This window comes from Candidatus Kurthia intestinigallinarum, from assembly GCF_003991225.1.
Classification (GTDB): domain Bacteria; phylum Bacillota; class Bacilli; order Bacillales_A; family Planococcaceae; genus Kurthia; species Kurthia populi.
Genome location: NZ_JTFC01000031.1, coordinates 346,223 through 367,313, shown reverse-complemented (window position 1 = coordinate 367,313; position 21,091 = coordinate 346,223). Strand labels below are relative to the sequence as shown.

At 34.1% G+C, this 21,091-nt stretch carries 25 protein-coding genes; all 25 read left to right on the top strand.

Annotated elements, in window-relative coordinates:
- The first annotated feature begins 14 nt into the window (after positions 1-14).
- Positions 15-377 carry a response regulator gene (locus QI30_RS10420; RefSeq protein ID WP_020189454.1) on the top strand — a complete coding sequence of 121 codons (363 nt, stop codon included), beginning with the start codon at positions 15-17 and terminating at the stop codon, positions 375-377.
- 4 nt (positions 378-381) lie between these two features.
- Positions 382-1,050, top strand: coding sequence for a flagellar biosynthetic protein FliO (locus tag QI30_RS10415; RefSeq protein ID WP_126990755.1), 669 nt, complete (start codon positions 382-384; stop codon positions 1,048-1,050).
- Complete coding sequence (fliP, locus tag QI30_RS10410; RefSeq protein ID WP_020189456.1) at positions 1,043-1,708, top strand: flagellar type III secretion system pore protein FliP; 666 nt, start codon at positions 1,043-1,045, stop codon at positions 1,706-1,708. The genes QI30_RS10415 and fliP overlap by 8 nt, the downstream gene beginning before the upstream one ends.
- A 13-nt stretch (positions 1,709-1,721) precedes the next feature.
- Entirely contained in the window at positions 1,722-1,991 is a 270-nt protein-coding gene (fliQ, locus tag QI30_RS10405) for a flagellar biosynthesis protein FliQ (protein WP_020189457.1), read from the top strand.
- Between the two features lie 4 nt (positions 1,992-1,995).
- Positions 1,996-2,772 (top strand): flagellar biosynthetic protein FliR, encoded by a 777-nt coding sequence (fliR, locus tag QI30_RS10400; protein ID WP_126990754.1) that lies wholly within the window; start codon positions 1,996-1,998, stop codon positions 2,770-2,772.
- 1 nt (position 2,773) lies between these two features.
- Positions 2,774-3,862, top strand: coding sequence for a flagellar biosynthesis protein FlhB (flhB, locus tag QI30_RS10395; RefSeq protein ID WP_126991034.1), 1,089 nt, complete (start codon positions 2,774-2,776; stop codon positions 3,860-3,862).
- A gap of 16 nt (positions 3,863-3,878) precedes the next feature.
- Entirely contained in the window at positions 3,879-5,912 is a 2,034-nt protein-coding gene (gene flhA, locus QI30_RS10390) for a flagellar biosynthesis protein FlhA (RefSeq protein WP_126990753.1), read from the top strand.
- Positions 5,909-7,021 (top strand): flagellar biosynthesis protein FlhF, encoded by a 1,113-nt coding sequence (gene flhF, locus QI30_RS10385; protein ID WP_020189461.1) that lies wholly within the window; start codon positions 5,909-5,911, stop codon positions 7,019-7,021. Before flhA ends, flhF begins: the two co-directional genes overlap by 4 nt.
- A 3-nt stretch (positions 7,022-7,024) precedes the next feature.
- The gene (locus QI30_RS10380; RefSeq protein ID WP_126990752.1) at positions 7,025-7,888 is read left to right on the top strand and encodes a MinD/ParA family protein; all 864 of its coding nucleotides are present in this window, start codon (positions 7,025-7,027) and stop codon (positions 7,886-7,888) included.
- A 1-nt stretch (position 7,889) separates the two neighbouring features.
- Positions 7,890-9,014 carry a protein-glutamate methylesterase/protein-glutamine glutaminase gene (locus tag QI30_RS10375; protein WP_126990751.1) on the top strand — a complete coding sequence of 375 codons (1,125 nt, stop codon included), beginning with the start codon at positions 7,890-7,892 and terminating at the stop codon, positions 9,012-9,014.
- Between the two features lie 15 nt (positions 9,015-9,029).
- Positions 9,030-11,096, top strand: coding sequence for a chemotaxis protein CheA (locus tag QI30_RS10370; protein ID WP_126990750.1), 2,067 nt, complete (start codon positions 9,030-9,032; stop codon positions 11,094-11,096).
- A 14-nt stretch (positions 11,097-11,110) separates the two neighbouring features.
- Positions 11,111-11,563 (top strand): chemotaxis protein CheW, encoded by a 453-nt coding sequence (locus QI30_RS10365; RefSeq protein ID WP_020189465.1) that lies wholly within the window; start codon positions 11,111-11,113, stop codon positions 11,561-11,563.
- A 14-nt stretch (positions 11,564-11,577) separates the two neighbouring features.
- A complete protein-coding gene (locus tag QI30_RS10360) occupies positions 11,578-12,207 on the top strand; it encodes a chemotaxis protein CheC (RefSeq protein WP_020189466.1) in 630 nt (209 codons plus the stop codon).
- 1 nt (position 12,208) lies between these two features.
- Positions 12,209-12,706 (top strand): chemotaxis protein CheD, encoded by a 498-nt coding sequence (locus tag QI30_RS10355; protein ID WP_126990749.1) that lies wholly within the window; start codon positions 12,209-12,211, stop codon positions 12,704-12,706.
- On the top strand, positions 12,706-13,050 hold the full coding sequence (locus QI30_RS10350) for a hypothetical protein (RefSeq protein WP_020189468.1): 345 nt from the start codon (positions 12,706-12,708) through the stop codon (positions 13,048-13,050). The genes QI30_RS10355 and QI30_RS10350 overlap by 1 nt, the downstream gene beginning before the upstream one ends.
- 229 nt (positions 13,051-13,279) lie before the next feature.
- Entirely contained in the window at positions 13,280-14,047 is a 768-nt protein-coding gene (locus QI30_RS10345; protein WP_126990748.1) for a FliA/WhiG family RNA polymerase sigma factor, read from the top strand.
- 18 nt (positions 14,048-14,065) lie between these two features.
- Positions 14,066-14,374 (top strand): hypothetical protein, encoded by a 309-nt coding sequence (locus tag QI30_RS10340; RefSeq protein WP_020189470.1) that lies wholly within the window; start codon positions 14,066-14,068, stop codon positions 14,372-14,374.
- Positions 14,375-14,382: 8 nt separating this feature from the next.
- Positions 14,383-14,886 carry a hypothetical protein gene (locus QI30_RS10335; RefSeq protein ID WP_148113860.1) on the top strand — a complete coding sequence of 168 codons (504 nt, stop codon included), beginning with the start codon at positions 14,383-14,385 and terminating at the stop codon, positions 14,884-14,886.
- A gap of 171 nt (positions 14,887-15,057) precedes the next feature.
- On the top strand, positions 15,058-15,786 hold the full coding sequence (rpsB, locus tag QI30_RS10330) for a 30S ribosomal protein S2 (RefSeq protein WP_020189472.1): 729 nt from the start codon (positions 15,058-15,060) through the stop codon (positions 15,784-15,786).
- 95 nt (positions 15,787-15,881) lie between these two features.
- Positions 15,882-16,760, top strand: coding sequence for a translation elongation factor Ts (gene tsf / locus QI30_RS10325; RefSeq protein ID WP_126990746.1), 879 nt, complete (start codon positions 15,882-15,884; stop codon positions 16,758-16,760).
- A 93-nt stretch (positions 16,761-16,853) separates the two neighbouring features.
- Positions 16,854-17,570 carry a UMP kinase gene (gene pyrH / locus QI30_RS10320; protein ID WP_020189474.1) on the top strand — a complete coding sequence of 239 codons (717 nt, stop codon included), beginning with the start codon at positions 16,854-16,856 and terminating at the stop codon, positions 17,568-17,570.
- A gap of 18 nt (positions 17,571-17,588) precedes the next feature.
- A complete protein-coding gene (gene frr, locus QI30_RS10315; RefSeq protein ID WP_020189475.1) occupies positions 17,589-18,146 on the top strand; it encodes a ribosome recycling factor in 558 nt (185 codons plus the stop codon).
- Positions 18,147-18,283: 137 nt separating this feature from the next.
- A complete protein-coding gene (locus QI30_RS10310; RefSeq protein ID WP_126990745.1) occupies positions 18,284-19,069 on the top strand; it encodes an isoprenyl transferase in 786 nt (261 codons plus the stop codon).
- A gap of 3 nt (positions 19,070-19,072) precedes the next feature.
- On the top strand, positions 19,073-19,873 hold the full coding sequence (locus QI30_RS10305) for a phosphatidate cytidylyltransferase (RefSeq protein WP_126990744.1): 801 nt from the start codon (positions 19,073-19,075) through the stop codon (positions 19,871-19,873).
- 12 nt (positions 19,874-19,885) lie between these two features.
- On the top strand, positions 19,886-21,031 hold the full coding sequence (gene dxr, locus QI30_RS10300) for a 1-deoxy-D-xylulose-5-phosphate reductoisomerase (RefSeq protein WP_126990743.1): 1,146 nt from the start codon (positions 19,886-19,888) through the stop codon (positions 21,029-21,031).
- Positions 21,032-21,091 lie beyond the last annotated feature (60 nt).

The window sequence follows — 21,091 nt, the reverse complement described above, 5'->3', positions numbered from 1 at the left end:
GGAGGAATCTAATTATGGCAAAGAAAATTTTAATCGTAGATGATGCAGCATTTATGCGTATGATGATTAAGGATATTTTAACGAAAAATGGATTTGAAGTAGTAGGAGAAGCAGCAGATGGTGCTCAAGCTGTTGAAAAATATAATGAATTGCAACCAGATTTAGTGACAATGGATATTACAATGCCAGAAATGGATGGTATTGCAGCTTTGAAAGAAATTAAAAAGACAAGTCCGAACGCAACAATTATTATGTGTTCTGCAATGGGACAACAAGCAATGGTAATTGATGCTATTCAAGCAGGAGCTAAAGACTTTATCGTAAAACCATTCCAAGCAGATCGAGTTATTGAAGCTATTCAAAAAGCTTTGGGGTAAGGTGATGTTTAGAAAAGTATGCTTTATATTGCTTTTCTTTGTATTGTGTAATGCTTTGCCATTTACTGAAACGGTACCTTTTTCTGAAGTAGGTTATGCATCATCTAATATTATGGTAGATGACTGTATAGGAAACAAGAAAGATGAAGCCTGCAAAGAGGATACAGAGGCAGCTGTCGATAATGATAAAGAATCGACAGCTGTTGGTGTGTCTGCTGGAGAATACATTAAGATGATTTTTGCTTTAATTTTTGTTATTGGATTACTTTATTTTGTATTACGGTTTTTAAACAAACGTAATACAAAATATCAACATACTAAAATGATGCAAAATTTAGGCGGAATCTCTGTAGGATCACAAAAATCCGTACAACTAGTTAAAGTAGGAAATTCTCTTTATCTAGTTGGTGTAGGCGAAGATGTAAATATGCTAAAAGAAATTACAGATGAGCAAGAACGTAATTCACTTATTGCTCTATACAATGAAAAGCAAATTCAACCAATTCAAGGAACACCTTTTTTAAAATTATTAAAAAAGAAAAAAACGGTAGAAATAGATGGTAAGGATGATTTTAAAACGGAATTTGTAAGCCGTTTAGATCAAATTAAACAACAACGTAATGAAGAATTACAAGTGTTGAAACAGAAGGAGAGCAGCCTGAAAGATGAGTGATTTTATAAATTATTTTTCTGATAGTAGTGCTGCCAATGTTTCGACTTCTGTGAAGCTAATGCTATTGTTGACAGTACTCTCTATTGCACCAAGTATTTTGATTTTGATGACTTGTTTTACTCGAGTCGTCATTGTTTTGTCGTTTGTAAGAACAGCTCTTGCAACGAATACAATGCCGCCTAATCAGGTAATTATAGGCTTAGCAATGTTCTTAACATTTTTTATTATGTCACCAACTCTACAAGAAGTGAATAAAGGCGCTTTACAACCATTGTTTAATGAAGAAATAACTTTAGATGAGGCATATGATAATGCAGCTACACCTTTTAAAGAGTTTATGGCTAAACATACACGCCAAAATGACTTAGATTTATTTCTAAGTTATAGAAATCAAGAAATGCCTGAAAAAGTAGAGGATATACCATTAACGACATTAGTACCGGCATACACCATAAGTGAATTAAAAACAGCATTTCAAATGGGATTTATGATTTTTATACCATTTTTAGTCATTGATATGATTGTAGCTAGTGTTTTAATGTCTATGGGGATGATGATGCTACCGCCAGTAATGATTTCGCTACCTTTTAAAATTTTATTATTTGTATTAGTAGATGGCTGGTCACTCGTGATGAAGTCACTATTACAAAGCTTTTAGGGGATGAATAAAAATGTCACAAGAACTAGTTATATCAATTGCCGAACGTGCAATTACTGTTGTGATTATGGCTTCAGGGCCCCTTTTACTTGTAGCATTAGTAGTTGGTTTACTTGTGAGTATCTTTCAAGCAACGACTCAAATTCAAGAGCAAACATTATCTTTTGTTCCAAAAATTATCGCTGTATTATTAGCCATCGTATTTTTTGGCCCTTGGATGCTAACAAAGGTTGTTACATACACAAAAGATATTTTTGAAAACTTAACAAGGTATATAGGGTGAGAGAATGGAAATATTGGTAGCAAAAATTCCATTAATCATATTGATTCTTGTCCGATTAAGTGCTTTTTTAGCAACAGTGCCTTTTTTTTCATATCGAACAATTCCAAATCAAGTAAAGATTGGATTAGCAGTTTTATTTTCAGTAATTATTGCACTTCCTATGGATGCTGAAATGATTGAAGTTGATGGTAATTATGCTTTATTGATTATTAAAGAAGCACTTGTGGGACTAACATTAGGTTTGTTAGCGTATATTGTAATGTCAGCAGTGCAAATAGCTGGAGGTTTTATTGACTTCCAAATAGGATTTGCTATTGCCAATGTTATTGATCCACAAACGGGAACACAAAGTCCTTTAACTGGACAATTTTTTAATGTTATAGCTTTATTATTATTATTGAGTGCTAATGGCCATCATCTTTTATTAGATGCAATTTATTATAGTTATGAATTTGTACCTGTTGCACAGACATGGCCGAAACTTGCAACAGAAAATACAGTTATGTTTGTAATACAAATGTTCGCTGGAATGTTTATTATTGCGTTTCAATTAGCTATTCCTATTGTAGCTACTGTATTTTTGACTGATTTAGCCTTAGGAATTGTTGCAAAAACTGTGCCACAACTTAATATTTTTGTAATCGGTTTTCCAGTGAAGATTTTTGTGGCGTTTGTCACAATGGTTGTTATGTTTACAGTAATGTCTGAGGTGATGCAGCAGTTATTTAAATTTATGTTTGTCTCGATGCGGCAATACATGGAGTTGATAGGTATTGGCTAAAATGAATATGTTAGTTCAATTAAATATACAGTTTTTTGCAGGTGAGAAAACTGAAAAAGCAACACCAAAAAAACGTCAAGACTCTAGAAAAAAAGGGCAGGTATTAAAAAGTCAAGACGTAACAAGCGCAATAGTCCTATTAGCGATATTTTTATATTTAACTTTTGTGGCAGGATCTATGAAAGAAGAAATGATGTCTTTTTTCAGAGAAATTATTGTACATAATATGACTGTTAAAACGATTACTATTTCTTCCATTATGGAAATGTATTGGGATATACTAAAAGAATTAGCTATGATTGTAGTGCCAATTTTTATAGTTGCAGTTGTTGCAGCAATTGTGGCTAATTTTATGCAGTTCGGATTACTATTTACAACTGAAACGTTAAAATTTGATTTAAAAAAAATTGACCCGATAAAGGGGTTAAAACGAATTGTTTCGCTCAAAGCAATTGTTGAGTTATTAAAATCAATTTTGAAAATATCTTTTATAGGTACCACAACATTTTTAGTATTATATATTAACATTGAGGAAGTTTTAAGCTTAGCACATAAAACCCCAGGAGCAGCCTTGATAACAGTTTCAAAACTTGTGGCATACATGGGTATAGCAGCTTCTATTGTATTGATGGTTATTGCGATTTTAGATTACATGTATCAAAAATATGATTATGAAAAAAACCTTCGAATGTCTAAACAAGATATTAAAGATGAATACAAAAATGTTGAAGGTGACCCTTTAATCAAATCAAAAATTAAACAAAGGCAAAGAGAAATGTCAATGCGTAGAATGATGCAGGAAGTACCTCAAGCAGATGTAGTCATTACAAATCCAACGCATTATGCAATTGCTTTAAAATACGATGAGGATGCTATGGATGCACCCAAAGTCGTTGCTAAAGGAACAGATTTTGTTGCACAAAAGATAAAATTAATTGCAAAAGAAAATAAGGTTGTCATGGTAGAAAATCGGCCCCTTGCCAGAGCTATGTATGACCAAGTTAAAATTAATGACCGTATACCAGAAGAATTTTTTAAAGCAGTTGCAGAAGTACTTGCGTATGTATATCGCATTAAACGTAAGATTTAGTTAGGGAGGGACAAACATGAAATTTCGCGACATAGGTGTTTTAGCAGCCGTTATTATGATTGTAGCGATGCTGATTATCCCTCTGCCAACATGGCTATTAAGCTTTTTAATTATCATGAATATTGCATTGGCAATTCTTGTTTTATTAATTGCTATGAATATGAAAGAAGCACTTGAGTTTTCTATTTTTCCCACAATTCTTTTGCTTTTAACATTATTTAGATTAGGCTTAAATGTTTCAACTACACGAGCTATTTTAAGTGGTGGTGAAGCAGGGAATGTTGTAGAAACATTTGGTACATTTGTTGTTGGCGGAAATCTTGTAGTAGGATTAGTAGTATTTATTATTTTAGTAATTATAAACTTCCTTGTTATTACAAAAGGTTCTGAACGTGTATCTGAAGTTGCTGCTCGATTCACATTAGATGCCATGCCAGGTAAACAAATGGCTATTGATGCAGACTTAAATGCAGGTTTGATTTCTGAAACGCAAGCGCGCGAACGTCGTGAGAAAGTTTCAGGAGAAGCCGATTTTTATGGAGCAATGGATGGGGCAACGAAATTTGTTAAAGGTGATGCAATAGCTGGTATCATTATTGTTATTATTAATATTTTGTTCGGTATTGTTATTGGTGTTGTGCAAATGGAAATGGAATTTGCAGACGCTATTAGTCGATTTACTACATTGACAGTCGGGGATGGATTAGTTTCACAAATTCCTGCATTAATTATTTCTACAGCTACAGGTATTGTCGTGACACGTGCTGGATCAGATGGTAATTTGAGTACGGATATTATGCGTCAATTATTTGGAGATGCAAAAGTATTATATGTAGCAGCTGGTACAATCTTTTTATTAGGATTACTAACACCTGTTAGTGATTTTGTGACAATTCCTGTGGCAGCAATTATTGCATTACTAGCATATCAACAAAAACGTTCTACAAAAGAAACTGTTGAAGAACAAGAAGAAATCGAAGAAGAGGTTGTTACAGATAATCTGAAGAGTCCAGAAAATGTTGTGAATTTATTAAATGTTGATCCGATTGAATTTGAATTTGGATATGGATTAATTCCTCTAGTTGATGCAGCTCAAGGTGGAGATTTACTTGACCGAGTAGTTATGATTCGTCGTCAATTAGCTTTAGAATTAGGTATTGTTATACCGGTAGTACGTATTAGAGACAATATTCAACTGCAACCTAATGAATATCGTATCAAAATTAAAGGGAATGAAATGGCTAATGGAGAGCTCTTGTTAGATCATTATTTGGCGATGAGTCCTGGTGAGGAGAATTCAATTGATGGTATTGATACTGTTGAGCCGTCATTTGGCCTTCCTGCAAAATGGATTACTGAATTAGTGAAAGAAGAAGCTGAAATGCTGGGATACACTGTTGTGGATCCACCAAGTGTAGTTTCTACGCATTTAACAGAAATTATTCGCGCAAATGCATCAGAGTTATTGGGACGTCAAGAGACAAAACAATTGATTGACCACTTACACGAAACATCCCCTATTCTTGTAGAAGAATTAACACCTACACCAATGGCGATAGGTGAAATACAAAAAGTATTAGCTAATTTACTAAGAGAAAACGTATCTGTACGTAATTTACCAATTATTTTTGAAACATTAGCTGATTATTCAAAACTAACATCAGATGTAGATGTGCTAACAGAATATGTTCGACAAGGCCTAGCTCGTCAAATTACTACTCAATATGTTGGTAATCAACCTGAATTAAAAGTGTTAACGGTATCTGCTAAAGTAGAAAAAATAGTAGCAGATAGTATTCAGCAAACAGAGCATGGTAATTATTTAGCAATAGATCCACAAATGTCTCAAATGATTTTAGAAGCCATTTCTAAAGAAGTGGAACGCATAGCATTTTTTGAACAATCACCTGTAATTTTATGTTCACCTGCTGTGCGCATGTATGTACGACAATTAACAGAACGCTACTTCCCACAAATTCCAATTCTTTCGTATAATGAGCTAGAAGCATCAATTGAAATTCAAAGTGTTGGAGTGGTGAATGTAGAATGAAGATGAAAAAATATACAGCTTCTACAATGGCAGAAGCAATGAAAAAAGTACAAAAAGATTTTGGTGATGAAGCGATTATTATTAGTTCAAAGCCTATATATTCAAAAGGGTTTCTAGGTTTGTTTAAAAAGAAATACTTTGAAGTTGTCATTGGAATCGAACGTACGACAATGTCATCTATAGAAAATATAGAATTAAAATCAAATGATGTAATAGAAAAAAATTCTATTACTCTACAACCAACGCATGTTGAAGAAATTCGACATGAGTTAGTGACATTAAAAGATTTAATAAAGAAACAGCAAACAGCAACTACAAAGTATCCGGTTATTTTCACATCTATTATTGAGCAAATGGAACATCAAGAATTAGACAAAAAGCTCATCACATCAATTAGTGATGAGCTTTTTGACATGTATAAAAATAGTCGTGAAGAGTTAACAACACAACAATTAATACGATTTGCTAAAATGGCATTACGTCAAGAGCTAGATCAGTTTTCAATAGGAAATCAATCTTTTGATAAACGATTTATTAATGTGGTTGGTCCTACAGGTGTTGGAAAAACAACAACTATTGCTAAAATGGCTGCTCGTGCAGTATTGGAAAAACGTAAGAAGATTGGATTTATTACGGCGGATACATATCGAATTGGAGCGATTGAGCAATTGAAAACATATGCTAATTTGCTACAAGCACCTGTAGAAGTTGTCTACTCACATGAGGATTATGTAAAAGCAATTGATAATTTAAAACATTGTGATTTGATTTTTATTGATACTGCAGGACGAAATTACAACGAAAGTAAATATATTAATGATTTAGTTGAATTAATCGATATTAATAAAGAAACTGAAAATTATTTAGTTTTAGCACTTACAGCAAAACAGCGTGATCTAGAAGTGATTATCGAGCAGTTTGAAAGACTTCCAATTACAAAGTTAATTTTTACAAAGCTAGATGAAACAAATTCTATTGGCCCTATAGTCAATTTAATGATTAAATATAATAAAGGACTTGCTTACTATACTAATGGACAAGAAGTACCAGAAGATATTGTGGAAGCAACTCTTGATAAAATAGTTGAATTAATTTTCCAAGGAGAATAGTCAATGGGAAATCAAGCAGAAAAATTGCGATTAAAAATGGAAAATAAACGTATTTCCACATCTATAGGGGTAATAAGTGGTAAAGGAGGCGTTGGAAAAAGTAACTTTTCTACTAATTTCTCGTTCAATTTAGCAGAAAAAGGATATGAGATAGTTATAGTGGATATGGATATCGGGATGGGGAATATTCATATATTATTAGGAGAAAAGTCTAGATATTCTTTAATCGATTATTTAAGTGGAGAATATATTTTAGAAGATGTAATAGAATCTTTTTTAAGTAATATTGACTATTTAAGTGGTGGCTCTGCAATGGCGAAAGTAATTGAATGGAATGATTCAATGTTTGATCGTTTACTATCTGCTTTTGAACTACTTCAACAGCGCTATGACTATATTATTTTTGACATGGGTGCGGGAGCTACAGAATGGTCATTGCAATTACTTGAGGCTTTAGACGATATAATCGTTATTTCTACTACAGAACCAACAGCAGTTATGGATGCATATTCAATGATGAAATATGTGAACACAAGAAACCCACTTAAAAATATGCATATTGTGTGTAATCGAGCATTGACAACAGACGAAGCAAATCAAACACTACATCGTTTAAAAAGTACAGCACAGCAGTTTTTAAACAAAAATTTAAATATTTTGGGTTCTATTCCAGAAGATATTCATGTAAGGAAAGCTGTACAGCAACAAAAATTGTTTTCAATTTTATATGAACGTGCTCCTGCTACAAAAGCAGTTCAAAAAATTACTACTACTTACACATCAGGTCAATCAAAAAATTTGAATGAACTAGACACAAATCGTTTTATAAATGCATTAAAAAGTATTTTTAGTAAAGGGCGTGGATAACATGACAGTAATAAAAAAATTATTAATTGTTGATGATTCAGCATTTATGAGAAAACTGATTGGAGATTTTTTTGTAGATGTTCCAAATATTGAAGTAATAGGTACTGCACGAAATGGACAAGATGCACTTGAAAAAATTAAAGCTTTAAAACCAGATGTTGTGACGTTGGATGTTGAAATGCCTCAATTAAATGGATTAGAGGCTTTGAAACTAATCATGGTAGATTGTCCAACTCCCGTAGTCATGCTTTCTAGTACGACTAAAGCCGGCGCAGAAATTACTGTAGAAGCAATGGCAAATGGAGCAGTAGATTTTATTGCTAAACCGAGTGGAACAATTTCTTTAGATCTACATAAGATTAAGGATGAACTTGTTCATAAAGTCATTCAAGCAACGAATGTGTCGGTGACAAAATTACGTAAGCCAGCAACTCTTTCTAAAGCAGCAAATACATTTTTTAATAAAGATATTTCTACTAAAGAAATAACTACTCCATCTAAACCACTTGAACGTTCAGTGATTAATACGAATAATTGGAATTTACATGGAAAGAAAAAATTGGTATTAATAGGAACATCTACCGGTGGTCCAAGAGCTTTACAGGAAGTCATTACTAAAATACCGCAAAACATTATGGCACCAATTTTAATCGTTCAGCACATGCCAGCAGGGTTCACTAAATCTTTAGCAACACGGTTAGATAATTTGTCTGAGATAACTGTTAAAGAAGCAGAAAATGGAGATATTTTACAATCTGGAGTAGCATATATTGCTCCTGGTGGATATCATATGAAATTACAAAAAGTTGGAATGTCAGTTGGAATTAAATTAGATAATATAGAAGCTCCTAGAGGAGGTCACAGGCCAGCTGTTGATGTTATGTATGAAAGTGCTAGTAAGTTAGAAGAATATGATAAATTAGCTGTTATTATGACAGGTATGGGTTCAGATGGAACTAAGGGGCTTAAAATTTTAAAAACCACAGGAAATGTTAAAGCTATTTCAGAATCTGCTAATACATGTGTTGTATATGGTATGCCTAAAGCGGCATTTGAAACCGGGTTAGTCGATAATGTTGAAGATGTTGATGATATTGCACAAACAATTATGAAATATATTCCATAAGAGGAGGCTTAAAATATGGATACAAACCAATACTTAGAAGTATTCATTGATGAAAGTACGGAACATTTACAATCATGTAACGAAAATTTATTAGCACTGGAGCAAAATCCACATGATTTATCAATTGTAAACGAGATTTTTCGTAATGCACATACATTAAAAGGCATGTCTGCAACAATGGGATTTGAAGATTTGGCGGATTTGACGCATAAAATGGAGAATGTTTTAGATGGGATTCGTAATGAAAAAATCGAAGTTTCACCTGAGATTTTAGATGTTGTTTTTGAGTCTATTGATCACCTTGAAGCCATGATTGGAGATATTTCTGAGGGTGGAGATGGAAAAAGAAATGTTAGCGAGACTGTTGAAAAATTAAAGCGTATTGAAAATGGAGAACTAATTGATGGTTCAAATGCCAAAGCTGTTGTAGAGGATAGCAGTGAAGATAGATTGGTTTCAGTAACAGCACTTACTTATGATGATTTTGAACGTACAATTATTGAACAATCTAATGAACAAGGTTTTGGCACATATGAAATCGCAATTACTCTACGCGATGATTGCTTACTAAAAGCAGCACGAGTATTTATGGTATTTGAAGTTCTTGAAAAATGCGGAGATGTAATTAAATCTGTCCCTGCAGTAGAACAATTAGAAGCAGAACAGTTTGATACAGATTTTTCAATTGCTTTTGTTACAAAAGAAGCTATTGAGACTGTAGAAGAAGCTATTAAAAAAGTGTCAGAAGTAAAAGAAGTAGTTGTTAAAAAAATGTTCTTTGATTTAGTAGAGGAAAATGTTTTAGAACCTGTTGTTGCTTCTTCAACAGCCAAAAGTATTGATGTGGAAGTGATTTCCCAAGAAGCAACAAAAGTCGTAACCAACTCAACTGCTAAGCAATCTGAAAAGCCAGTTAAATCTTCTCATGCCACAAGTAAAACAATTCGAGTAAATATTGAAAGACTGGATATACTGATGAATTTATTCGAAGAATTAGTAATTGACCGAGGACGTTTACAATCAATTGCAGCAGAGCTTAATCATAATGAATTAAATGAATCAGTTGAACGCATGTCGCGCGTTTCGAGCGACTTACAAAATATTATTTTGAATATGCGTATGGTACCAGTAGAAACGGTCTTTAATCGCTTTCCTAAAATGGTTAGACAATTATCACGTGATTTAAATAAAAAAATCAAATTAGATATTATTGGTGCAGAAACTGAATTAGATCGAACAGTTATTGATGAAATCGGAGATCCTCTTGTTCATTTAATTCGAAACTCACTTGATCATGGTATTGAAAGTCCAGAGGTTCGAGTAGCAGCTGGAAAACCTGAAGAAGGACGTGTTGAACTACGTGCTTATCATAGTGGGAATCATGTGTTTATTGAAATTGAAGATGATGGTGCCGGTATCAATAAAGAACGTGTTTTAAGTAAAGCATTAGAAAAAGGCGTCGTTACCTCAGAGTTAGCATCAAAACTAACAGATACTCAAATTAATGAATTAATCTTAGCTTCAGGATTCTCAACAGCTGAAGTATTATCGGATATTTCTGGTAGAGGTGTTGGCCTTGATGTTGTAAAATCAACAATTGAATCATTGGGAGGAACCATTACAATTGAATCGGAAGAAGGAAAAGGTTCGTTATTTTCTGTTCAATTACCGCTGACTTTATCAATCATCTCGGTTATGTTAATTGAAATTGAACAAGAAATTTATGCAATTCCTTTAACGTCAATTATTGAAACGTCAATTATTCGTAAGGCAGATATAATGAATGCTCATAATCAGAAAGTGATTGATTTCCGTGGGAAAGTAGTACCACTTGTATTTTTAGAAGAAATTTTTGAAGTTCCACGCACTGATGATCCAGGAGATGATTTCCACTCTGTTGTTATTGTACGAAAAGGGGACAAAATGGCAGGATTAGTTGTTGGTTCATTTATTGGTCAACAAGAGATTGTTCTTAAGTCTCTAGGGAATTATTTGACAAATGTTTTTGCGATTTCAGGAGCAACAATTTTAGGGAATGGTCAAGTAGCACTAATTATTGATTGTAATTCACTTATTAAATAAGAGAGGTGTTAGAAATGACAGAAAATGTAGCAATGGACGTCGAAGTAATGAAAGTAATTGTTTTTCAATTAGGAGACAAGGAATATGCATTACCTGTTGAACAAGTTCAAGGAATTGAAAAAATGATGCATATTACGCGTGTACCACGTACAGCGCATTATGTAAAAGGCGTCATTAATTTACGTGGAGTTGTAACACCAATTATTGATTTACGTGATCGTTTTGGTGTTACAACAACTGTGAGCAGCGAAAATACGCGTATTATTATAATTTCTGAAGAAGATATGGAAGTTGGATTTATTGTAGATGCAGCGAACGATGTAATGGATATTCAAAAAGAGACAATTGAACCACAACCAGAAGTCGTTGGTTCATTAGAAGAAGAATTTATTTCAGGTGTCGCAAACATAGGAAATCGTCTATTGATTCTATTAAACTTAGAAAAAGTACTAAGTACGTTAAAATAAGAGAGGATTTTTAGATGGATATTCAACAAAATATTACCTCTTTTCATTTAGATGTCCTGAAAGAAATTGGGAATATCGGAGCTGCACACGCGGCAACAGCTTTATCTACATTACTTAATACGAAGATAGATATGCATGTACCTCAAGTAGAAATGGTATCATTCAACGATATGATGGAACGTGTAGGCGGAGCAGAAACTTTTGTTACCGGAATTTATTTGAGAATCGAGGGGGATGTAGCTGGAGGAATGTTTTTTATCATGCCAGTAGAACAAGCGAACCAATTAATTCGAAAATTAATCCATGAAAAATCTTTTGATTTTGCGCAATCACCTTCAGAATTAGGACTCTCAGCTATGCAAGAAATGGGAAATATTTTATCGGGTTCGTATTTATCTGCACTTTCGGACTTTACAAAGCTAAAATTATATCCAACTCCTCCTGCGTTAGCGAGCGATATGTTTGGTGCAATTATTAGTATCGGATTAATAGAAGTATCTCAAATTAGTGATTATGTAATTGTAATAGATACATCAATTATTGAACATGAAGAAAATGCTAAAGAAGAAGTCAGCGGTCACTTTTTCTTGATTCCAGACCCAAATTCATTTTCTACAATTTTTACATCATTAGGTGTTGGATAATATGTTTACAAGTCTAGATGTTGTTAAAGTAGGGATTGCACAATTAGATGTGGCAACGCAAAAGCAGACGATTCGAACATCAGGATTAGGTTCTTGTGTAGGTGTTGTTATATATGATGAGGTAAAGCAAGTAGCAGGTCTTGTCCATGTTATGTTGCCAGATTCATCTTTGAGTAGAGGTGATCAGCTGACCGTTGCGAAATTTGCTGACACAGGTGTTCCCGCTTTAATTGATGCAATGAAATTGAAGGGCGCTAATGCAGTTAAGTTGAAAGCTAAAATTGCTGGTGGCGCGCAAATGTTTAAATTCACATCAAATCAAGATTCTATGCGTATAGGACCACGTAATGTAGAAGCCGTAAAAAATCAACTACGAAAGTTTGGTATTCCAATTGTTTCTGAGGATACTGGGGGTAATAGTGGTCGTACGATTGAATTTAATCCTCAAACCTCAAAATTACAAATACGTACTGTAAATCAAGGAGTGAAAGATATTTAATGGCAGGCTCATTTTATATTAATTGTTGGGCAGCACTTGGATCTTTTGCCATTTACTTTTTATTAATATTTCAAACAGCTCGCACACCAGGTGAGATTCTTATTCAATCTTTCACTGTAGCATTTGTTGTATTTATTACAACGTTCGTTGTTCGATTCTTAATAGGTTATGCTTTCTATAATCCAAAATCAGAAGAAATTTTAATAGAAGAACAAGTAGCTGAACAACAAGAACAAAATCAAGTAACAAACCAGTCAATAACTATAGAGAAAAATGATATAGAAGAAACACAGGCAAAAGAAGTAGCAAAAGTAGTGAAAACGTTAATGGCCCAAGAAAGCTAAAAAAGAAGGATTATCCCTATTTCTAATCACCTTAAGAATCTGAAAATTGTAAAGGGAAATTTTATTAGAAGATTTTTCTCTGAATTCTACAAATTCTTAAATGGTAAGTAAATTTATTAGGGGTAATCCTTTTATTTACGCATATTCTGTTGTATATACATTCCAAAATATAGGTGAGATTTGCTATAATAATTGAAGGGAATGTAGATAGAGTGAGGAGGGTAATTTGATGCAAACAACTTCAGTAGAAGAGCAAAAACTATGGCAAAGTTGGAAGGCCAATCGAGATCCTCATGCAGGAGACGTACTAATGCGAAAGTATAAGCCATTAGTATCTTACCATGTGCAAAGAATTGCTGTTGGATTACCTAAAAGTGTGTCGCGTGATGAACTAAATAGTTTAGGTATGATGGGATTATTTGATGCTTTAAATAAATTTGATCCTACACGGGATTTGAAATTTGATACGTATGCTTCATTTCGAGTGCGCGGTGCTATTATTGATGGACTTAGAAAAGAAGATTGGCTACCACGTTCAGCGCGTGAGAAAACAAAGAAAATGGATATGCTTATTGAAGAAATGGAACAAAGATTGCAAAGGCATGTGACACCTGAGGAAGTAGCGATTGAATTAAATATAACGGTTGATGAAGTGTTTCAAACGGTTCGAGAACATTTTGCTTCAAATATTTTATCAATGGATGAACAATTACAGGATGATGAATCAGATAATAAAACTTTTTCAATTCGAGATGATTCAATCAAAACACCGGAACAAGAAGCAATGCAAGCAGAGTTAATACAAGATTTATCTGCAAGTATTTTAAAATTAAATGATAAAGAGCAATTAGTATTAAGTCTTTTTTACACAGAAGAAATGACGCTAACAGAAATAGGTGAAATGTTAGAATTATCAACTTCCAGAATTTCACAAATACATTCAAAAGCCTTATTTAAATTACGTAACTTACTAACAGAAGAAATGAGAAACTTATAATTTAATGGGGGGAATGTAATGTCATTAAAAAGTATTGAACTTCAAATTGCGTTACCTAAAACGTTTGAAGCTGGTAAGATGGCTGATAATGCGCAGCAATATGTTAATGGTAATCAATCAATGGCTCAAATGGCTACAGAAAAACAGACGTTGAAAAATCGGACGACTGTTTTAAAGTCAGAAGATACATCGAAAGTCGGAGATGAACACCCAGATAAACGAAAAAAATCTAATGAATCATCACATTCAAAAAAAGAAAAATACCAATCAAAAGAACATTCAACGCAACATCCATTTAAGGGTAATTTTTTTGATTTTAGTGGTTAGGAGATACAATGATGCTCAGCATAATTATTATTTTTCTTGTCATTGCTCAGTGTCTAAGTTTTTATTTTATCGTTCTTTTAAACCTCAAGATTTCTTCTTTAAAAGAAGTAGAAGAAAAACAACAGCGCATGAAAGACGATATGGATGATGCCATAGGAGCTTATTTAGCTGAAATGAAAGATGAAAATAATCGTTTGATTCAAGAGATGAAAACGATAAAAAAACAATCTACGAATAACTTATCATCGTTTATTAATAAGCAAGATAGCTCAGTGTATACAAAAAATACAGCTGATCGTGACGATGAAATAGAAACAATACAAAACAACTTCAAGGTCCCTAAAGCCTATGTTAAAAAAGCATATCAAACCAAAAAATCTGATGAAAATAAACTTACAGTTGAAGAGCAAGTAATTCAAATGTATAAAAAAGGACTTTCTATTTCAGACATTGCTAAAAGAGTAAATAGAGGTAAAACAGAAATTGAATTATTACTAAAATTTCAACAATAACTAAATAAAAATAGTTGCTAGTGAATAGGGACTATGGTATATTAACAATTGGTGTTATTATTACACACGCATTCTGATATATAGGGTGGTGCTTTGAATAATTAAAGTTCTCTATATAAATGATGAATGCGGAGGAAAATTAAATCAAAAACCTTTAGGAGGAACCAAATCATGTCAGTAATTTCAATGAAACAATTACTAGAAGCTGGTGTACACTTCGGTCACCAAACTCGCCGTTGGAATCCAAAAATGAAAAAATTCATCTTTGTTGAACGTAACGGTATCTACATTATCGATTTACAAAAAACAGTTAAAAAATTAGAAGAAGCTTATAACTTCATGCGTCAAGTTGGCGAAGAAGGCGGTAAAGTTCTTTTTGTTGGTACTAAAAAACAAGCTCAAGAAGCTATTAAAGAAGAAGCTGAACGTTCAGGTAACTACTACATCAACCAACGCTGGTTAGGTGGTACATTAACTAACTTTGGTACTATTCAAAAACGTATCGCTCGTTTAAAAGAAATCGAACGTATGGAAGAAGACGGTACTTTCGAAGTACTTCCTAAAAAAGAAGTTGTTCAACTTAAAAAACAACATGAACGTCTTGTACGCTTCTTAGGCGGTATCCGTGATATGCAAGCTATTCCAGATGTAATGTTTGTTGTTGATCCTCGCAAAGAACGTATTGCTGTTGCAGAAGCACACAAATTAAACATTCCAATCGTGGCTATGGTTGATACTAACTGTGATCCAGATGAAATTGATTACGTTATTCCATCAAACGATGACGCAATCCGCGCTGTAAAATTAATCACTTCTAAAATGGCTGATGCTTTAATCGAGTCTAAACAAGGTGAAGAAGAAGCGCAAGTTGAAGCTACAGAAGCAGCTTCAGCTGAGTAATTTCTTATTTTAGAGACAGGTGATAAGCGGATAATCCCTCTTATCACCTTTTTTTGAGAAAAATAAACTTTTCAATTGTATAGGAGGAACTATCAATGGCAGTAACTGCTAAAATGGTTAAAGAATTACGTGAAAAAACTGGTGCTGGAATGATGGATTGTAAAAAAGCATTAGTACAAACTGATGGAGATATCCAAGCGGCTGTAGATTTCTTACGCGAAAAAGGCTTAGCTGCAGCTGGTAAAAAAGCTGACCGTATCGCGGCAGAAGGTACTACTTTCATCGCCGAAAAAGGTAATGAAGCTGTACTTTTAGAAGTAAATGCTGAAACTGATTTCGTTGCTAAAAACGAAGGTTTCCAAACTTTAGTTAAAGAATTAGCTGAACAATTATTATCTGCAAAACCTGAAAATGTTGAAGCAGCTTTAGAATCTAAAATGGAAAGTGGCGCAACTGTTGCTGAACATATTTCATCAGCAATCGCTACTATCGGTGAAAAAATTACTCTTCGTCGTTTCGTAATCGAAACTAAAACAGATGCTGATGCTTTCGGCGCTTATTTACACATGGGCGGTCGTATTGGTGTATTAACTGTTGTTGAAGGCACTACTGACGCTGCTAAAGCGAAAGATGTAGCTATGCATATTGCTGCAATCAACCCTAAATATGTTTCTCACGACCAAATTTCTTCTGAAGAAGTTGAACACGAACGTAAAGTTTTAACTGAACAAGCTTTAAATGAAGGTAAACCTGAAAACATCGTTGCTAAAATGGTAGAAGGCCGTTTAAACAAATACTTCAAAGAAATTTGCTTACTTGACCAACCATTCGTTAAAAATCCAGATGAAACTGTTGCTAAATTCTTAGGCGACGCTAAAGTAACTGAATTTGTACGTTACGAAGTAGGCGAAGGTATCGAAAAACGTGAAGATAACTTTGCAGAAGAAGTTATGAACCAAGTTAAAGGTAACTAATTTTTTCAATCAAATAGTTTTATTAAAGTAGGGAGCACAGTAACACCGTGTTCCCTATTTTTCAAGAAAAAAATATGGAGGTCTAAAGAGCTTATGCCAGAACAATATAAACGCGTAGTCATTAAATTAAGTGGGGAAGCACTAGCTGGTGAAGCAGGTTTCGGCCTAGCACCAAAAGTTGTTAAATCAGTAGCAGCGCAAATTAAAGACGTAGTAGACTTAGGAGTGGAAGTTGCCTTAGTAGTAGGTGGCGGGAACATTTGGAGAGGTAAAATTGGAGCAGAAATGGGTATGGAGCGTGCCAATGCAGATTATATGGGCATGTTAGCGACTGTTATGAATGCTTTAGCTTTACAAGATTCATTAGAAAACCTAGGTGTACCAACTCGTGTACAATCTTCAATTGTGATGACACAAGTTGCTGAACCTTACATTCGTCGTAAAGCAGTTCGTCATTTAGAGAAAAAACGTGTAGTAATCTTTGCTGCCGGTACAGGTAACCCATACTTCTCTACTGATACAACGGCTTCATTGCGTGCAGCTGAAATTGGCGCAGATGTCATTTTAATGGCGAAAAATAATGTAGATGGTGTATACTCTGCAGATCCACAAGTTGATGAAAATGCTGTTAAGTACGAAGAATTGACATATTTAGATGTTATTCAAAAAGGATTACAAGTAATGGATTCAACTGCTTCAACGTTATGCATGGACAATGATATCGATTTAGTAGTATTCTCATTATTAGAAGATGGAAACATCAAACGTGCTGTAATGGGCGAAAAAATCGGTACTACAGTGCATAAATAAAACTCAGGAGGATTAAGCATGTCAAAACAAGTTATCGATCAAGCAACAGATCGTATGTCTAAAGCAATTGATGCATTTTCTCGTGCACTTGCGGCAATCCGCGCAGGTCGTGCAAATGCTTCACTATTAGACCGTATTTCTGTTGACTATTACGGAGCTCCAACACCATTAAATCAAATGGCAGGTATTTCAGTTCCTGAAGCTCGACTTTTAGTCATCCAACCATATGATAAAACAATTTTAGGCGATATTGAAAAAGCAATCTTAAAATCAGATCTTGGTATTACACCAACAAATGATGGTTCAGTAATTCGCTTAACAATCCCAGCGCTTACAGAAGAACGTCGTAAAGATCTTGTAAAAGTGGTGAAAAAAGAAGCTGAAGAAGCGAAAGTTGCTGTTCGTAATATCCGTCGTGATGTAAATGATGATTTCAAAAAAGCTGAAAAAGCTGGCGAAATTACAGAAGATGATTTACGTGGATATAGCGATGATGTTCAAAAATTAACTGATGATCACATCAAAGAAATTGATGAACTAGCTGCTGAAAAAGAAAAAGAAATTCTATCAGTTTAATAGAACTTTCCAAAATAAAAAGACGTCCTCTATATAATAGGGACGTCTTTTTTAGTGATATAGAGGAAAAAGAATGTTATTTTTGTTATGATAGATGAAGTATACGTTCCGATATGCAAGCTAGTGGAGGATTTTAAATGTTAGATAAACTCGGATGGAGAAAAACAGATAAAAAGGACGCTACATTACAAGAACGCATGTTAAAAGTGCGTAGTGAGAGCGTACCACAACACATTGCGATTATTATGGATGGCAATGGTCGTTGGGCACAAAAGCGTGCTCTACCGCGTGTAGCAGGACATCATGAAGGGATGAAAAATATACGTACAATTACGCGCTGTGCAAATAAAGTAGGTATTGGTGCGTTGACATTGTATGCTTTCTCAACAGAAAACTGGAAACGTCCACGTAAAGAAGTAGAATTTTTAATGCGCTTACCAGAAGAATTTTTAACTTCATTTTTACCTGAACTAATGGAGTTAAATATTCGTGTTCGAATGATTGGCGAAATAGATGCATTACCTACACATACGCAAAAAGCTGTTCAAAATGCGATGAATACGACTGCAAGTAATACAGGTATGATACTTAATTTTGCATTAAATTATGGTAGTCGTCGTGAAATGGTTTTATCTGTTCAAGAAATTGTTACCCAAGTTCAAAATGGAACGTTAAGCTTGGAAGACATTTCAGAAGAAACAATTTCGAATCATTTAATGACATCACAGCTACCAGATCCAGATTTGCTTATTCGTACCAGTGGAGAGCTTCGCTTAAGTAACTTCCTATTATGGCAGCTTGCTTATAGTGAATTTTGGTTTACAGAAGTGCATTGGCCTGAATTTAGCGATAAAGATTTGCTAGAAGCAGTAGAAAGTTATCAATCGCGCAATCGCCGTTATGGTGGATTGAAAGGAGAATAAATCGTGAAACAGCGTATTATTACAGCCATTATTGCGGCATTATTATTTGTACCGTTTGTTGTATATGGCGGAACGCCATTAACAATCGTTATTTATATAATCGCAGCAGTAGGGCTTTTTGAAATGCTTAAAATGCGCAATCTATCACTATTCTCTGTACCAGGTATATTAGCATTAGTTGGCTTATTTGCTATGTTAATGCCTGAAGGATGGGAAAGTGCTATTATCGACGCAACAAGTTATTCAAAATTGGAATGGCTTGTCCTTGTTACAGCATTATTATTAATTTATGTTGTATTAAAGAAAAATAAATTTACATTTGACGATGTTGGTTTTTTACTTATATCTGTATTTTATGTTGGTGTAGGGTTTTATTACTTTATGGCAACACGAGATGCATCAGATGGCCTGTTATATATTGTCTTTGCATTAGTTGTTGTATGGTCAACTGACTCAGGAGCCTATTTTGTAGGGCGCAAACTTGGTAAAAATAAACTTTGGCCAGAAATTTCACCGAAAAAAACAGTTGAAGGTTTTGTGGGTGGTATTATTATCGCTATCATTGCTGTTTTTATTTTTGAAATGATTACACATCTTGAAGTACAGTGGTGGAAATTAATTGTTGTAACAATTATTGCTTCTATTGTTGGGCAAATGGGTGATTTAGTAGAATCAGCTATTAAACGTCATTATGGGGTAAAAGATTCAGGGAAAATCTTACCCGGACATGGTGGTATTTTAGATCGTTTTGATAGTCTATTGTTTGTATTACCACTGCTACATTTTTTACATTTTGTTGGATAGGAGATCATCATTATGAAGTCGATTAGTTTGTTAGGTGCAACAGGTTCAATTGGACAGCAAACACTTGATATTGTAAAAGATCATCAAGAAGAATTTGAAATTGCTGCATTAGCATCAGGGAAAAATATTGAAAAAACGAAGGAAATTATTCGTGAATTTTCTCCAAAACTTGTTTCTATGCAATCAGAAGAAGATGCACGAGCTTTATCAAAAGAATTTCCGGGATTAGAAGTAACACATGGGTCACAAGGATTAATTGATGTTGCGACATATAGTGATTCAAATGTGTTATTAAATGCTGTATTAGGTAGTATTGGATTGGAGTCTACCCTGGCTGCAATTCGTCAAAAGAAAGCTATTGCAATTGCAAATAAAGAAACCCTTGTGACAGCAGGGCATCTCGTAATGGCGGAAGCAAAAAAATATGGAGCACCTATTTTACCAGTGGATAGTGAGCACTCAGCACTTTGGCAATCAATGAATGGCGAAAATCCAAAATCTGCAGAACGCTTGATTTTAACTGCATCAGGTGGTAGTTTCCGTGATAAAACACGTGAAGAGCTTGAAGGTGTGACAGTCAAACAAGCATTGAATCACCCGAATTGGTCAATGGGTGCAAAAATCACAATTGATTCAGCGACATTAATGAATAAAGGGCTGGAAGTAATTGAAGCTGCTGTATTGTATGGTATGTCATATGATAAAATTGATGTTTTAATTCATCGCGAATCAATTATTCATTCGATGGTTGAATATCACGATTCAAGTGTTATGGCACAGCTTGGTACAGCGGATATGCGTACACCGATTCAATACGCTTTAAGTTATCCAGAACGTTTACCACGTTCAACAGCTGAACGATTAGATTTAGCGAAGATTGGTCAATTACATTTTGAAAATGTTGATTTTAATCGTTTCCGTTGCCTAGACTTTGCATATGAAGCAGGACGTATGGGCGGTACGATTTTAACAGCAATGAATGCAGCTAATGAAGCAGCTGTTGGTTCGTTTTTACAAGAAAAAATTACATTCCTTCAAATTGAAGATGTTATTGAACGTGTGATGCAAACACATGACAATGTTCAAAATCCAGATTTAGAAACAATTTTAGCTGTAGATAAGGAAACAAGAAAAATTGTTGAAGGCATGCTAAAATAGCATACAGATGACGGGGCGTGCAATCTTGCGTGAAAGTCAACTTTATTATTAAAGGTGGGA